Source organism: Aeromonas sp. 9A, from assembly GCF_963900955.1.
GTDB classification, from domain to species: domain Bacteria; phylum Pseudomonadota; class Gammaproteobacteria; order Enterobacterales; family Aeromonadaceae; genus Aeromonas; species Aeromonas salmonicida.
In genome coordinates this window covers 3,007,374-3,023,260 of sequence record NZ_CAWRFG010000001.1, presented here as the reverse complement: position 1 = coordinate 3,023,260, position 15,887 = coordinate 3,007,374, and the positions used below count along the sequence as shown (strand labels likewise).

Annotated in this window: 13 protein-coding genes; 10 read left to right on the top strand and 3 right to left on the bottom strand. The window is 60.0% G+C overall.

Translation table 11 applies throughout. The features are described 5' to 3' along the window. Positions 1–209 precede the first annotated feature (209 nt). The 7 genes from adk (at position 210) to AACX78_RS13945 (ending at position 6,832) form a co-directional block, all read left to right on the top strand. Positions 210–854, top strand: coding sequence for an adenylate kinase (gene adk, locus AACX78_RS13975; RefSeq protein WP_021139171.1), 645 nt, complete (start codon positions 210–212; stop codon positions 852–854). A gap of 105 nt (positions 855–959) precedes the next feature. After that, complete coding sequence (gene hemH / locus AACX78_RS13970; protein WP_201302859.1) at positions 960–1,934, top strand: ferrochelatase; 975 nt, start codon at positions 960–962, stop codon at positions 1,932–1,934. Between the two features lie 71 nt (positions 1,935–2,005). After that, positions 2,006–2,398: an MAPEG family protein gene (locus tag AACX78_RS13965; protein WP_159167531.1), complete on the top strand. Its 393-nt coding sequence runs from the start codon at positions 2,006–2,008 to the stop codon at positions 2,396–2,398. Between the two features lie 186 nt (positions 2,399–2,584). Then, positions 2,585–3,889, top strand: coding sequence for an inosine/guanosine kinase (locus AACX78_RS13960; RefSeq protein ID WP_021139168.1), 1,305 nt, complete (start codon positions 2,585–2,587; stop codon positions 3,887–3,889). 159 nt (positions 3,890–4,048) lie between these two features. Beyond that, positions 4,049–5,680 carry a methyl-accepting chemotaxis protein gene (locus AACX78_RS13955; protein WP_159166571.1) on the top strand — a complete coding sequence of 544 codons (1,632 nt, stop codon included), beginning with the start codon at positions 4,049–4,051 and terminating at the stop codon, positions 5,678–5,680. A gap of 113 nt (positions 5,681–5,793) precedes the next feature. After that, entirely contained in the window at positions 5,794–6,156 is a 363-nt protein-coding gene (locus AACX78_RS13950; RefSeq protein ID WP_005315249.1) for a DUF2750 domain-containing protein, read from the top strand. Between the two features lie 181 nt (positions 6,157–6,337). Continuing rightward, positions 6,338–6,832 carry a hypothetical protein gene (locus tag AACX78_RS13945; protein WP_159166570.1) on the top strand — a complete coding sequence of 165 codons (495 nt, stop codon included), beginning with the start codon at positions 6,338–6,340 and terminating at the stop codon, positions 6,830–6,832. On the opposite strand, the gene AACX78_RS13940 is transcribed toward AACX78_RS13945, so the two are convergent. Next, positions 6,795–8,438, bottom strand: a complete 1,644-nt coding sequence (locus AACX78_RS13940; RefSeq protein WP_159166569.1) for an EAL domain-containing protein — start codon at positions 8,436–8,438, stop codon at positions 6,795–6,797. The genes AACX78_RS13945 and AACX78_RS13940 overlap by 38 nt on opposite strands. Positions 8,439–8,625: 187 nt before the next feature. On the opposite strand from AACX78_RS13940, the gene glgC reads away from it, so the two are divergent. Further along, entirely contained in the window at positions 8,626–9,900 is a 1,275-nt protein-coding gene (glgC, locus tag AACX78_RS13935) for a glucose-1-phosphate adenylyltransferase (protein ID WP_087755565.1), read from the top strand. A gap of 95 nt (positions 9,901–9,995) precedes the next feature. Here the strand turns inward: glgC and AACX78_RS13930 are convergent, their stop codons facing one another. Both AACX78_RS13930 and AACX78_RS13925 read right to left on the bottom strand, forming a co-directional pair. Beyond that, positions 9,996–11,996 (bottom strand): hypothetical protein, encoded by a 2,001-nt coding sequence (locus tag AACX78_RS13930; protein WP_159166568.1) that lies wholly within the window; start codon positions 11,994–11,996, stop codon positions 9,996–9,998. Positions 11,997–12,142: 146 nt separating this feature from the next. Next, positions 12,143–12,694 (bottom strand): lipoprotein, encoded by a 552-nt coding sequence (locus AACX78_RS13925; RefSeq protein WP_159166567.1) that lies wholly within the window; start codon positions 12,692–12,694, stop codon positions 12,143–12,145. Between the two features lie 324 nt (positions 12,695–13,018). Here AACX78_RS13925 and AACX78_RS13920 point away from each other — a divergent pair, with 324 nt between their 5' ends. Together AACX78_RS13920 and AACX78_RS13915 are read left to right on the top strand one after the other, a co-directional pair. Next, complete coding sequence (locus AACX78_RS13920; RefSeq protein WP_159166566.1) at positions 13,019–14,212, top strand: isochorismate synthase; 1,194 nt, start codon at positions 13,019–13,021, stop codon at positions 14,210–14,212. Then, complete coding sequence (locus AACX78_RS13915; protein ID WP_159166565.1) at positions 14,209–15,879, top strand: (2,3-dihydroxybenzoyl)adenylate synthase; 1,671 nt, start codon at positions 14,209–14,211, stop codon at positions 15,877–15,879. The genes AACX78_RS13920 and AACX78_RS13915 overlap by 4 nt, the downstream gene beginning before the upstream one ends. The last annotated feature ends 8 nt before the right edge of the window (positions 15,880–15,887 follow it).

Sequence of the window (15,887 nt, the reverse complement as noted above, 5' to 3'; positions counted from 1 at the left end):
CGACAAACGGCAGGCGCCTCTCTTCGTTATTGAGGGCTGCTGCATTTTCACTCATTTTTTCAGGGCAGCATTGCGGCTTGAGTCGTATCGCCGCTTCGGGAACATGGTGAAAAATAAGCCACTCACACGGGGCAAGCTTGTGAAAATGAGCGAAACCGTGTAGTTTTTTGCCTTCTCAAGAATTGAATAACCAATCAATAGGAGCGTGTATGCGCATTGTTCTGTTGGGGGCTCCGGGTGCCGGCAAAGGTACCCAGGCTCAGTTCATCATGGAAAAACACGGTATTCCGCAGATCTCCACCGGCGACATGCTGCGTGCGGCGATCAAGGCGGGCACCGAGCTGGGCCTCAAGGCCAAAGCCGTGATGGACGCAGGTCAGCTCGTCTCTGACGACATCATCATCGGCCTGGTCAAAGAGCGTATTGCCCAACCAGATTGCGCCAACGGCTTCCTGCTGGACGGTTTCCCGCGCACCATTCCCCAGGCGCAAGCCATGAAGGATGCCGGTGTCGTGGTCGATTTCGTGCTGGAATTCGATGTGCCGGACGAAGAGATCGTCAAGCGCATGAGTGGTCGTCGCGTTCACTCCGGCTCCGGCCGTACCTACCACGTGGTGTTCAACCCGCCGAAAGTGGAAGGCAAGGATGATGTGACCGGCGAAGATCTGGTGATCCGTGCCGACGACGAAGAGACCACAGTGCGCAAGCGTCTGGATGTGTATCATCAGCAGACTGCGCCGCTCATCGGTTTCTACGGTAAAGAGGCGGAGGCGGGCAACACCCGTTACGTCAAGATTGATGGTACCCAGCCGGTGGATCAGGTCAGCAAGCAGCTGGCGAGCATCCTGGGCTAAGCCCGACATTGCGAAAATGAGCAATGGCACTGTGCCATTAGACAAGGGTCCATGCAGGGCCCTTTCTTGCATTCAGATAGAACAACAGAAAGACAGGAAGCAATCGTGACCACAAAAACCGGGATCTTGCTGGTCAATCTGGGTACCCCAGCCGCGCCAACCACGGCGGCCGTCAAGGCCTTTCTCAGCCAGTTTCTGCACGACCCGCGAGTGGTCGACTTGCCTCGCTATCTCTGGTGCCCGCTGCTCCACTTCATCATATTGCCAACCCGCTCCCCCAGAGTCGCCAAGCTTTATCAGCAGGTGTGGACCGAGCAGGGTTCACCCTTGATGGTGATCAGCAAGCAGCAGCGTGCTGCGCTGGAGCAGGAGCTCAAGCGGGAAGGGGTCGATGTGCCGGTGGAACTGGCCATGACCTATGGCTCGCCCTCCATGGACGATGGCTGGCAGGCGCTCAAGGCCAAGGGGGTCAACCGGGTGATACTGTTGCCGCTCTATCCACAATATTCGGTCAGCACCACAGCCTCTGTGTTTGATGCCTGGGCCAAGGCGATGAAGAAAGAGCGCAACCTGCCTGTGGTGCGGCTCATTCGTGATTACCATGCCCACCCCGAATACATTCAGGCGCTGGCCATGAGCGTGCGCCGCCATTGGGAGCAGCACGGTAAGGGCGAGCATCTGCTGATGTCGTTTCACGGCATTCCCGAGCGTTACGAAAACGAAGGCGACCCTTATGGTCACCAGTGTCGTCGTACCGCCGCCTTGCTGGCCGAGGCACTCGAGCTTGAAGCCGGGCAGTGGACGGCCTGTTTCCAGTCCCGCTTTGGCAAGGAGGAGTGGCTCAAACCCTACACAGATGTGACCATCGCCGGTTTGCCGGCAGCGGGCATCAAGCGGCTCGATGTGGTCTGCCCGGCCTTTGCCGCCGACTGCCTCGAAACCCTGGAAGAGATCGAAGTGCAGAACCGGGAGATCTTCATGGAAGCCGGTGGCGAGCAGTTCGAATACATACCTGCGCTCAACAGCGATCAGGCTCATATTCGCATGATGGTCTCCCTTATTTGCCGCGAGCTGGCATGATGGTCTCTTTCATATGCCGCCAGCTGGCATAAGTTTCCCGCGTTCAGAACCCAAGGATAAGGAGTGTCATGATGATGCATATCACGTTGATTTACGCAGGCCTGCTGGGGCTGCTGTTTCTGTTGCTCTCCTTCTGGGTGGTCAAGCGCCGTGCCCAGTTCAAGGTGATGATAGGGGAAGGGGAGGCGCCCGAGATGCGCTCCGCGATCCGGGCTCATTGCAACTTCGCCGAGTATGTGCCGCTGACCCTGCTGCTGATGGCCCTGTGTGAACTGGCGGGGGCGGGGGCATTCTGGCTCCATGTCGGCGGTCTTTGCCTGCTGGTGGGGCGCATCCTGCACGCCATCGGTATCCAGATCCCCAAGGCCCCCAACATGCCGCGGCTGTTTGGCACCCTGTTGTTCTGGCTGGCACTGGGGCTGTTTTCTGTGCTGGCACTGGTACAGGGGCTCTCGTTCGGCTGATCGCCTCGTCTCGGCCGACCCGAAAAACCACCTCCCTGCGAGGTGGTTTTTAAGATGAATCCTGGTAAACGTTTTCCTCTGCAGCCCTTGTCTATACTGACCCCATATTTTAATCAGGCGACTTTTCGGCACGGCGGATTGTGTTAAAATCCCGCCCCTCTTTCCCCCAGAGCACAGAAGATTGCCATGAAATTTCCCGGTCAGCGCAAGTCCAAACACTACTTCCCGGTCGACAGACGCGATCCTCTGATCCCGCAAAATCCCCTGCTTACCGAACTGGGCAAAGCCTATGTAGTGGGTATCGATCAGACACTGGTGGACATCGAAGCCCATGTGGATGAAGACTTCCTGAACCGTTATGGCCTGAGCAAAGGCCACTCAGTGGTGATCAGCGACGACGTGGCCGAGCGTGTTTACGAAGAGCTCAAGGCCAACAACATGGTGGTGAGCGAGTTTGCCGGTGGCACCATTGGCAACACAATGCACAACTACTCAGTGCTGGCCGACTCCCATTCCATCCTGCTCGGGGTCATGAGCCAGGACATCCGCATCGGCAGCTACGCCTACCGCTATCTGTGCAATACCTCTTCTCGCGTCAATCTCGACTACCTGCAGCCGGTCAACGGCCCGGTCGGTCGCTGCTTCACCTTCATTACCGAAGGGGGAGAGCGCAGTTTCGGCATCAATGCCGGCAAGATGGATCACCTCGATGTGGCGCACATTCCCGAAGCCATCATCAAGGAGTCCTCCGCTCTGGTGATCACCGCCTATCTGGTGCGCGGTGAAGATGGCACGCCCATGAAGGAGGCCGCCATGGCCGCCGTGCGCTACGCCCGCGAGGCCGGTGTGCCCGTGGTACTGACCTTGGGCACCCGCTTCGTGATTGAAGGCAATCCCCAGTGGTGGCGCGATTTCATCGCCGAGAACGTGACAGTGCTTGCGATGAATGAAGATGAGGCCGAGGCCCTGACCGGCATCGCCGATCCCCTCGGCGCAGCCGACAAGGCGCTGGACTGGGCCGACATGGTGCTCTGCACCGCAGGCCCCATCGGCCTCTACATGGCGAGTTACACCGAGGAAGACTACAAGCGCGAGACCACCCATACCTTGTTGCCCGGCGTCATCCCCGAGTTCAACATGTATGAGTTCAGCCGCCCCATGGCCCGTGACAAGTGCCGCAATCCGGCGCGCATCTACTCCCACATCTCCCCTTACATGGGGGGCCCGGAGAAGATCAAGAACACCAACGGGGCAGGGGATGGTGCCCTGTCTGCCGTGTTGCATGACATGGTGGCCAACGCCTATCACCGGATGAATGTGCCGAACTCCGCCAAGCACCTGTCCGAGTTCTTGACCTACTCCTCCCTGGCCCAGGTGTGCAAGTATGCCAACCGGGTGAGCTATGAAGTGCTGGCCCAGAGCAGCCCCCGTCTTTCCCGTGGTCTGCCCGAGAAGGAAGACAGTCTGGAAGAGGTTTACTGGGAGCGTTGATCCCCCCGTTTTCCCGTATCGAGAAAGGCGCCCAACAAGGGCGCCTTTCTGTTTTGGGGCTGGATCATGTTTCTGACGCTCATTTGGCTATGGTCATGGACATTTATCAAGCTGGCGACATACCTTGTTAACAAACTGTACCAAGGTCGGGTTCACGCTATGTTGAGGCAATGGAGTATTGGCCACCGGTTATTGCTGGTGGCGTTGATGGTGCTGGTCATAGTGGCTGCGCTCCTCGTTACCAGCCTGCGGGTTTATCATCAGGGATTGATGGCGGAGAAGAGCAATCAGACCCGCGCCCAGGTGGAGACCGCCTACAGTCTGGTTGCCGGTTTCGAGGCGAGGGCAAGACAGGGTGAGCTGGACGACGCTAGTGCCAGGACCCAGGCCCTGGCGGCCCTGCGGGGATTGCGGTATGGCCAGGACGACTATTTCTGGGTCAATGACAGTCACCCCACCATGGTGATGCATCCCATGAAACCCGAACTCGATGGCAAGGATCTCTCCGGGGTGGAAGACAAGCAGGGGCTCAAGCTGTTCGTTGCCTTTGTCGAGCGGGTCAAGCAGCAGGCTGCCGGTGGTGAGGTGGCTTACTACTGGCCCAAACCCGGCGTTGACGAGCCGGTTCGCAAGATCTCCTACGTCAAGCTCTTTGCCCCCTGGGACTGGATCATCGGTACCGGTGTCTATGTGGATGATGTCGATGCCCAGTATCAGGATGTGTTGCGCACCCTGTTGGGGATCGGTGCCGTCTTGGCCTTGCTGTTGCTGGGCGCCGTGACCCTGATTGGGCGCAGCATAGTGACACCGCTGGCTCAGTCCGTCTCTGCCCTAGGCAATATTGCAAAGGGCGAGGGTGATCTGCGTTTTCGTCTGCCAGAGAGCGGACGAGACGAGGTGAGTCTGCTGTCGGCCAATTTCAACCTCTTTGCCAACCAGATGGCCCAGCTGGTGGCTCGCACCCAGCAGATCGCCTATCAGAACCGGGAGGCGGCTCATCAACTGGAGCAGGTTGTGGTGCGAACCAGCGCCATCGTCACGGATCAGGAGCAGGATACCTTGCGGGTCGCCGATGCCATGGCCCAGATGACCATCAGCAGTCGCGCCGTCGGCGTGAATGCCGAGCAGGCCGCAACGGCAGCCGACACGGCGCAGCACCTGGCTCAGCATGGCCGCCAGGTCGTAGCGCAGACCATTGCCACCATAGGGCAACTGGCCGATGAGATGGAGGAGACAGTGCAGGCGGTGGCGCGCCTCGAGCAGGACACCAAGCAGATAGGCTCAGTGCTTGACGTGATAAGGGGGATCGCCGAGCAGACCAACTTGCTGGCGCTCAATGCGGCCATTGAAGCGGCGCGGGCCGGTGAACAGGGGCGTGGATTTGCGGTGGTGGCCGATGAGGTGCGTACACTGGCGACCCGCACCCATAACTCGACCGACGAGATCCGGCAGATGATCCAGCGGTTACAAGAGGGGGCTGGCAAGGTGGCGACCGGGATTGGGCAGTTGCAACAACTCTCGCGTTCGACGGCAGAGAAGGCCGGGGATGCCGAGGGCGCCATCGGTGACATTGATGAGGCGGTCGGCACCATCATGGCCATGAACAATCAGATAGCCGAGGCCGCCAGCGAGCAGAGTCGATCGACGGACGAGATCACGCAGCGCCTCTCCGCCATCACCCAGCTTGCCAACAAGGCACTGGCTGAAAATCAGCGCACAGGGCAGGCGGCAGGTACCTTGGCTCACTCCAGCGATGAGCTGAGTGCCCTGGTGGGGAGATATCGCACTTAATGAGGGAGGCTCCCGCCTTTTTAGGGATTTGACTTGAGTCTGGGGGGCTTTTGGGACACCATCTGCCCCATTCTTGGCCAGCACTGGCCGACAGCCTGTAAGAGAGAGACCCCATGAGCAAACTAACTGACAATCTTGACGCCAATTTCAAACTGTTCATCGAAGAAGTCCGCGAGTCGGGTCAGGTCTGGGGCTTGCGTTACGGTGAAGACTGGGTTGTCTGCCGCTCTGCCGAATTCGAAGATGCCGATGTGATGCCGCTTTGGTCCGCCGAAGTAGATGCCCGCCTGCACTGCGTAGACGAGTGGGCTGACTACGAGCCGGAAGTGATCGAGCTGGAAGAGTTCCTCGACATCTGGATCAACGACCTGAACGAGGACGATGTGCTGATCGGCCCGAACTGGAATGCGGATCTGGAAGGCCAGGAGCTCGAGCCCATCGAACTGGCCAAGGCGCTGGTTGAACTGGACGCCTGAACAGTTCTGCATTGATGGATGGCCCCTAACAAGGTCACCGGCAGCAACAAAGAACCGATATCCTTAAAGGATGTCGGTTTTTTTGTGGCCCAGCGCCATCATGATGGATTAAAAGGCGATTTGGCTTTGCACCTGTCAGGGGGATGGTCCATCATCACTCTTTTGCCGATCGGGAGGAGCCATGTTTGTATTTGACGTAACCGGCGTTGCAGGGGAGCGTGCCGAGATCCGGGTCCAGGCGCTGGACTGGGGGCAGACAGGCCCTGTCACCTTCAGCTGTGATGACGATAAACTGGCGGTGCTGCTGCTCGCCGACTGTCGCTGTGATGCGGTCGGTTTCTTCAATCTGCTGGCCGGCAGCAAGCCCCTCTATGTGGAACAGTGGCTCTCTTATTTGCAGGAGACTGGCCGTATCGCCAGGCAGAGCAGCCAGCTGGAGAGCCCGGCCCAGACCGATTACCTCGCCAGAGCCGGCTTTGAACATGAAGAGCTCAATGCGCTGCTGGGTCAAATCTATCAGGTGGCGGGTTTCAATCGCCTGCAGATCAACCGTTACCTCAAGAATCGCCACAATCCCACCACGCTGGCGACCCGTTACGATCAGAAAGAGCTGGAGCGCTATCGCCAGCTCAACGACATCATTCTGACTCTGCTGAAGTTGAAACGTCCTCAGTAAACAGCCCCAGCTGGCTGATGTCCGGTCGCAGCGGTTGCGGCCTGGCGATCAGATAGCCCTGCAATCCGTCCACATACATGCCTTGCAGCAATTGCTTCTGCCCCAGTTGCTCCACCCCTTCCGCTATCACCTGGCAACCCATGCGGTGTGACACATCGACGATCATCCGCACGAACTGCTGGTTGGTCAGATCCTGCTCCAGCCCTGTGATGAGGGCGGGATCCAGCTTGATGTAATCGGGTTTGAGCTCACGAAACAGGTTGAATGACCCTATTCCCTTGCCGAAGTTGCAGATGGCGGAGCGACTGCCGTTGCGCCTGAGCAGCTCGAACACCCGTTTGGCCCCCGTCATGTTGCGCTCCAGATGCTCCTCATCCAGTTCGAACACCAGATTGGCGCTGGTGTTGGGATCCTTGAGCAGCTGCCTGTCCAGCCAGATCAGGAAGGTGCTGTTTTGCAACAGGTTGCTGGAGAGGTTGATGCCCCAGCGGCTCTGGTTGGCACCAAACGCCCGGTACTGGCGCATGATGTGAACCACCAGCATCTGTTCCAGCTTCATCACCATGTCGAGGCGCTGGGCCATGGCAAACAGGGTGTCCGTTGGCAGCACAGTGCCGTCAGCACTGCTGAAGCGGGTATAAATCTCGTTGTAGGCCAGCATGCTGCGGTGCATGGGTTGAATGGGTTGATAGGTGAAGCTTATCCGTTCCTGATCCAGCAGCTCGTTGAGCACCAGTTTCCAGTGGTGCTGACCCTGCAAGTCGACTACCTCATCATCGTCCTGCTGGATGGCCCAGCCGTTGACCGTCTCCGTCTGGGCACGAGCGAGTGCCAGATCGGCCCGCGCCAGTATGGCTTCTATTTTCTGCCCGCTGCTCAGGCGCGTCAGCCCCGAATAGGCGGCGCTCTCCAGCTCGTGCTGCTGTTGATAGTGGTCAAAGGCAATCTTCAGGTCTCGCCCGAGCAGAGGGGGCGGTATGTTGGCCACCGGCTGCACCAGCACGGCGAAGTCGGCCCCCGAGATACGGTAAACCTGATGGCCGGGAAAGCGGCTCACCACCCGGGTGATCAGATTGGCGATGTCCTTGATATAGGCATCCCCCGACTGAAAGCCGCGCTGGGCATTGAGTTTGCCAAGCTCGGTGGCACGGATCAGCACCAGGGTGGCGCTCTGGGTATCCTGATCCCGTTGCAGCAGAGCCGTCATGTCGCGGCGAAATGCGTGGCGGTTTTGCAGCTGGGTCAGTTCATCCTGAGTCGCCAGATTGTGCAGCTCGTCTATCTGGCGATGGGCATCAAGATCGGCTTCATTGAAGTGAGAAAGCAACTGCTGCAGTGCCGCCTGGGCCTCTGCCGTCTCCAGAACCGCAGGGTCACGCAGTTGCAGGGCTTTGATCCAGACGCGGTCCTGCTGGGCCCGCTCGGCATTGCGGGCGCGATAGGCCAGCATGAACAGCAGTCCGAAACCGAGCAGGGAGGTGCCAAGAATGAGTGTCAGGGTGAGAGGGGTTGCCTGTGCGGCGAGCCAGATGCCTTGCAACAGCAGCAGAGGAGCACAGGTGACGGCTGCGATCAGTAACAGGTTACTCCCGAGCTTGTTCAACATCTTGTCATCCTTGATGATGTTTGTGATGCTGAAATTCTAACCAAGCTCACGACGCAAAGCATGGGATACCGCTCAACTCCTGGAAAAGGGCCAATTGAAATCGGCTAAATGTGAGTGAAACCACTTTCATAAGCCCTTAAAAAGGCGAAGATGGGTTGAAAATAGATCAAACAAGGCAGAGGTAATTATGTTGTTAGAACCCGTAAATACTGCCAAAGCACGGCAACTATTGAATCAGAGTATGGCCTTGGTGCTCGCGGGGGGACGCGGCAGTCGCTTGAAGCAGTTGACTGACAACCGCGCCAAGCCTGCCGTCCATTTCGGCGGCAAGTTCCGGATCATCGATTTCGTGCTCTCCAACTGCATCAATTCCGGCATTCGCCGGGTAGGTGTGGTGACCCAGTACAAGTCCCACAGCCTGCTGCGCCACCTGCAATCGGGCTGGTCCTTCCTGCGCTACCAGATGAACGAATTCATCGACCTGTTGCCCGCCCAGCAGCGGGTGGACGAGGTGCACTGGTATCGCGGCACCGCCGATGCCATCTATCAGAACGTCGACATCATTCGCGACTACGGTCCCAAATACATAGTGGTGCTGGCGGGGGATCACATCTACAAGATGGATTACGCCGCCATGCTGCTCGATCATGTGCGCCTCGGTGCCAAGGTGACAGTGGCCTGTATCGAGGTGCCGCGCGCCGAGGCGTCTGCCTTCGGTGTCATGGACATAGACGAGCAGCGCAAGATCCGCGCCTTCGTGGAGAAACCGGCCAATCCACCGGCCATGCCCGGCTGCGAAGATCGCTCCCTGGCCTCCATGGGCATCTATATCTTCGAGGCGGAGTATCTCTATCAGCTGCTTGAAGAGGACATCAACAATCTGGAGTCCAAGCATGACTTCGGCATGGACCTGATCCCGCGCATCGTGGGCGAGGGCAAGGCGTTTGCCCACCCCTTCACCATGTCCTGTGTCGGTGCCAAGGAGGGGCAGGAACCCTACTGGCGTGACGTGGGGACCCTGGATTCGTTCTGGGAGGCGAACATGGATCTCGCCTCTGTGGTGCCCGAGCTCGACATCTATGACGAGAGCTGGCCCATCTGGACCAGCCAGAACATGTCTCCCCCCGCCAAATTCGTGCAGGACAGAAACGGCCAGCACGGCATGACCATCAACTCCATGTTCGCGGGGGGCTCGATTGTCAGCGGCTCTTTCGTACTCAACTCTGTGCTCTTTACCAATGTGCGGGTGCACTCCTTCTGTACCCTGGATCAGGCGGTGATTTTCCCCGGTGTCGAGATAGGTGCCGGTTGCCGTCTGCGCCGGGTGGTGGTGGATAAAGGCTGCGTGTTGCCAGATGGACTGGTGGTGGGTGAGAACGCCGATGAGGATGTGCGTCGCTTCTACCGTTCAGAGCAGGGAATCGTGCTGGTGACCAAGGAGATGCTGGCCAAGCTGGCGTGAGAGAGAAGCTTGAAACTGTGTCAGACGTTGTAATGCAAAGGGAGCCGAATCGGCTCCCTTTCTTTATGGTGTGCTCGCTGGATTTACTCGCGGACTTATTTCTCGCTCACAATGGCCTTGGCGGCCATCACCATGGCGGTGCCGTGCTTGCCACCGGCGGCGGTGACTTGCGGCACGCCGTCTTCATCGGTGTCGCCACCGGCCCCTTCGATGACGTTTTCACCGGAGTCGCCGATCCACTCGGCCATCTGCATGCCACCGTTGACTGTGCCACGGAACCAGCCCACATAGCGCTGGGTCAGCTGTGCCAGCTCCAGCTCGGGGGCCTTCTCCGTGCCTTCGTTGCGCAGGTTCAGCATGGCAGCACGCAGGGCGCCAGAGATGGCGGCCTGGGTCCAGGGAGTGTATTCACCCTGCTTGCCCGCAAGCCAGGTGCCGGCCTTGGCATTGAAGTACGCCTTGTCGGTCGCGATGAACAGCTCGCGTGCTGCATTGCGGTACTTGGCATCGGAGGTGGCCAGGAAGGCCGCGGTCAGCCCGCGCACGGCGGCAAATTGCGCATCCACAGATTGACCCGCATCCGGCTTGCCACCCAGAGTCAGGCCGTCATACACCAGGCCGTTCTTGCCCATCAACTGGCCAAGAATGAAATCAGCCTGCTGGCGAATGAGCACCAGCGCCTGCTGGCCTTGCGCGGTTTTCAGATTCAGCTCGCCGTTGTCACCGGCGGCATAACCGACCGGCAGAGCATCCTGCGCCCGCTGGAAAATCTGCAAGGCGACCAGGGCGTAAGCGGCGTCGAAAGTGGTGACGTGCTTGCCCTGTTTGCCGGCTTGCCAGCTGTCGACCAGGGTACCGGCCTTGGGCTCGAAGTGCAGGGCGTTGAGGTTCTTGAACACCATGCCGGAGAGGTTCAGCGCCAGGGAGAAGGCATCTTCCCCTGCCACCAGCTTGGCGGCATCGCTGCCCTTGTTGGCGGCAGGCGCAGCGGCGAACGGGGCACCGTCAAACACGGCGTGGAAGGCCGGGTTCTGGTTGGTGTTGGCCGTGCGTTGATCGCTGAAGGCGTAGAATTCGGAGAGCGGCCACAGCATCAACCAGGCATCGCGCAGCTGGGCTGAGCTATCCACCACTTCCAGCTTGCCGATGGCACCTACGTCATTCTTGCTGGTTTCGGTCACTTTCACCTGATGGGGGAAGTAGACGATCCCCTTGGACGGATCGTATTGCGGTGTGATGTTGGCGCCAAGTTGTTTGCCATCGAAGCCGAGCTGGCCCTGCATGATGGCCAGCTTGTCTATGGACTGCTCGGTCAGCATCATGCCGTTGAAGCCGTCGGCGGCAGAGACGCCGAGCTTGTGCTTGCCGTCCTGATCCATGGTGGCGGACGCGGCTTCCACCTCTTCATCGCTCTCGGCCACGTGCATGCCGCCGAGGAAGTCCTGGGACCACATCACTTCCTTGAGCAGTATGCCGCCCACGGCCGCCGGGTTCAGCAGGTTGTCGGCACCGCTCCAGCGCAGGGTGGCGTAGTCACGAAAATAGGCGGGCACCTGGGTCTTGACGGTTTTCTCTGTGCCCTTGGCGGTCTTGATGGTGACCTGATCGCCGTTGACCGGGGTGGTGTTTACCGCCTGGGCAAACTCCGGATTGGCGGAAGCATAGGGCAGGGAGAGGGGATACATGCCCTGTGGCACTTCATCGGCCGGGAAGCCGACGGCCTCGGCCATGGCCAGCACCCGCTTGCCGAGGTCGGCCAGGGTGCCGCCGCGGGCCAGGTTTTGCGGACCGTTCACCAGATGGGGGCCCATGCCGGACTGATAGTTCAGCGCGTACATGGCCTCTTCGGAATATTCATAGGATTCGATGCCGGCGGCAAAGTCGAACGGGGTCGGCTCATCGGCGCGGTTGGCATCCAGCATATCCAGATCCAGTCCCAGCGCTTCGGCTAGCGGCTCGCCGGAGAGCTCAAATTCGGTATAGGCCAGCATGTTGGCGGCTGTGTTGAACGTCTTGTCTTCCACCTTGACGGCAGCCTGTGCGGCGCCACTGAGCAGTGCGCAGGCGATCGCCTGTACCAGTACGGTTTTTCTCATGTCCCTTCTCACCATATGTTTGATTTTATTATGACGCTTCTCATGAATCTAAATGAGAATGGTGTGCATTATGAGACAAAGGGGGGAGCTTGAGAAGAAAAAACCGCGCCCCTGGGGTTGAAGAGAAGAGGGGCGCGGCCAGAGGGTCACAGCAGCTTGAAGGGGATGACCAGTCGACCCGGTTCTACCTTGAGTGCCTCTATCTTGTCTTTGATCCTGGCTTCGTTTTTGCGACGGCCATCCAGCCGGTAGACGGGGGTCTGGGAGAAGAACAGGGAGAGGGACTGGTTGAAGGTGGAGAGCAGGGGAGTGAGGGCGGCGCCCACGTCGGCTGGCTCCGTCTTGACCGAGACTAGCTCCAGATCGCGCAGATAGATGGCACCCTGTTCGGCCAGATAGTCGGGGCGGGCGCTGAGGGAGAAGCGGATCTTCATCTGCTGGCTGCCAAGGGGGCTGCTGACCTGCAGATCACCGGCAGCATCCAGCTCTACCCGATCGGCGCGGCTGCGGCCGATGCGGCTCTGCATCTCGTCGAGTCGAACCTTGCTCGACATGATGCCGGGGATCCCCAGCTGTTTCTCGAAGGCGACCCTCTCTTTGAGGTATTGGTTGATTTCGCTTTCGCTGACGTTGTACTGGGTGAGCGAACAGGCTGCCAGCAGCAGGCTGAGGGGAGGCAGAAGCAGGTGCTTTAACATCGACAGTTCCGTGAGTTGAGATACATGACCAAAAAGATGGCGCCATCTTAGGGGGAAACGCCCCCGGCTGCCAGCATGAGCACCTAGCCCCCGTTTTTGTCGCAGCCTCATATGGGGTGTGAGCTGCGTCTTCATACGAGTAACTGCGGGTGTAATGACAAGGCAGCCCGCGGCTGGCGCGGCCCACCCAATATCCACAGATAAGTTCCCGTTTTAACGATATAAAAATCCCATTGACCGGGTGATTTCAAAGCGAGTATTTTACCGCCGCACAAATACAAATTGATAATCATTATCATTTTGAATCATGTTTGAGGGTGTAACGTGGATACTCTTGTGATGGAAAATAGCGCGCCTGCCCAGGCTGCGTCCCCGCCCGATTTCTTGTTTACCTCAGGTCAGGGCACGATCAGTGCCTACGACCTGGGCCAGCCTATCACCACGCCCGCCTGTGAATGGCCCTTGCTGGAGCGACAGATAGCCCGGGCGCTGGCGGCGGCCGAGGCCGCAGGGCAAGCCAATCCGCTGCTGATCGGTGCCTTCGCCTTCGATCCGGCCGAAGCCTCCTGCCTCTATGTGCCTGGTCGCTATGAACGGGGCGTGCGCATGGCCTCCGAGCCGATGACGTTTGCAGCCAAAGCCGCCCTGGCCAGCGCACCTGCGAGCAACCAGGTCATTTCGGTACAGAGCACACCGGCGGCGGCCGAGTTCAAAGCATCGGTCAGCTCGGCGCTGGATGCGTTTGCACAAGGTCGTCTCTCCAAGGTGGTGCTGTCGCGCAAGCTATCGCTCACGCTGCACAAGCCAGCCGATCCCGAGCAGGTGCTGGCCCGCCTGATGAGCCAGAATCCCCATGCCTTCCACTTCTCCCTGCCGCTCGGGCAAGATCGCCGTCTGCTCGGCGCCAGCCCCGAGCTGCTGTTGCGGGTCAGCGGGGGAGAGGTCTTCACCCACCCGCTGGCGGGCTCTGCCAAGCGCGGTGGCGAGCCGGCGCAGGACCAACAGGTGGCCCGGGATCTGCTGGCCTCCCGCAAGGATCAGCATGAACACCGCCTGGTGATCGACGAGATCCGCCGGGTGCTGACCCCCCACTGTCGCGAGCTGGCCATTCCCGCCAATCCTACCCTGATGAGCACGGATACTCTCTGGCATCTGGGCACGCCCATCGCCGGTCAGCTGCATGCGGGGCAGGCTTCTGTGCTCTCCCTGGCTTGCCAGCTGCATCCGACCCCGGCTCTGTGCGGTTATCCCACCGAGCTGGCGCGCCAGTTCATCCGCGAGCAGGAACCCTTCAGGCGTGCCCTGTTCAGTGGCATCGTCGGCTGGTGTGACAGCCAGGGCAATGGCGAGTGGGCCGTGGTGATCCGCTGCGGCGTGCTCGATGGCCATCAGGTGGAGCTGTTTGCCGGCGCCGGCATAGTGGCAGGCTCGGATCCCGCCATGGAGTGGGCCGAGACCGGCACCAAGCTGGGTACCATGCTCAACGCTCTTGGTCTGGATCTGGAGGTGGCGCAATGACTCAGGCCAACCGCTTCCTGCCCTATACCCGCTGGCCCGAAGCCTTGGCGGAGCAGTACCGTGCCAAGGGCTATTGGCGCGGCGAGCCGCTGACCGCCATGCTGGATCGCCAATGCGAAGTGGCGCCGGATGCCACCGCCATCCTCTGCGGCGAACGCAGTTTTAGTTATCGCGAGCTGGACGCTGTCTCGAGCCGACTGGCCGGGCGATTGGCCCGCCATGGTCTGGGGGTCGGGGACACAGCCCTGGTGCAGCTGCCCAATGTGGCCGAATTCTATCTGGTGTTCTTCGCCCTGCTCAAAGCAGGCATAGCGCCGGTCAACGCGCTCTTTAGCCACAACCGGCTGGAGCTGGCCTCTTACGCCGAGCAGATCACCCCCCGCCTCTTTATCGGCTCGCTAGCCCATCCGCTGTTTGCAAGCGGGGATCGCCACAGTGACCTGCTGCGAGGCATAGGTGCCGAGCTGGTGCTGCTCAATGGCGAGAGCGGGGAACTGGGGCTGACCCATTGGCTGAGTGATCTGACCAAGAGCGAGGGATTGGCCGTCTCCGCCTATGGCCCGAGTCCGGCGGACGAGGTGGCCTTCTTCCAGCTCTCCGGCGGCAGTACCGGCACCCCCAAGCTCATACCGCGCACCCATGACGACTACTACTACAGCGTGCGCAGAAGCAATGAAATCTGTGGACTCGGCCCCCATACCCGTTATCTGTGTGCCCTGCCGGCTCCCCACAACTTCCCCTTGAGCTCCCCCGGGGCGCTCGGTGTGTTCGAGGCGGGCGGCGCTGTGGTGCTGGCGCCGGATCCCGGCCCCATGAGCTGTTTTCCGCTGATTGCCCGCCACCAGGTCAACCTGACTTCTCTGGTGCCACCGGCCGTCTCTCTCTGGTTGCAGGCCGCCGAATCTGATCCGTCAGTGCGCAGTCAGCTCGCCAGCCTCGACTTGCTGCAGGTGGGCGGTGCCAAGCTGGCCGAGGCGGTGGCCAGAAAGATCACCCCGCTGCTCGGCTGCCGGCTGCAACAGGTGTTCGGCATGGCGGAGGGGTTGGTCAACTACACCCGGCTCTCGGACCCCGACGAGAAGATCATTCACACCCAGGGCCGCCCCATGAGCCCGGATGACGAGGTGCGCATTCTGGACGAGGCGGGCAACCCGGTCACCCCGGGCCAGCCCGGCGCCCTGCACACTCGTGGTCCCTACACCTTCCGCGGTTACTACCAGAGCCAGGCCCACAACGCCCGTGTGTTCGATGCCGATGGCTTCTACTGCTCCGGGGATCTGGTGGTACAGGATGCCGATGGCTACCTCACGGTCGTGGGGCGGCAGAAGGATCAGATCAACCGGGGCGGCGAGAAAATCGCGGCGGAAGAGGTGGAAAACCAGCTGCTGTACCACCCGGCCATCACCCAGGCGGCCCTGGTCTCCATGCCCGACAGCGCCATGGGGGAGAAGAGCTGCGCCTTTATCGTCAGCACGGATCCCGCCTTGAAGCCGCTGGCCTTGCGCAAGTTTCTGCGTGAGCGAGGCGTGGCGGACTTCAAGCTGCCCGACCGTTTCGAAACCCTGGATGCTCTGCCCATGACGGCGGTGGGCAAGATTGACAAGCAGGGGCTGCGGGCGCGCATTGCGCACCTCATCGCCGCCAACCAGCCCCTGACAACCGCATAAAACGAATA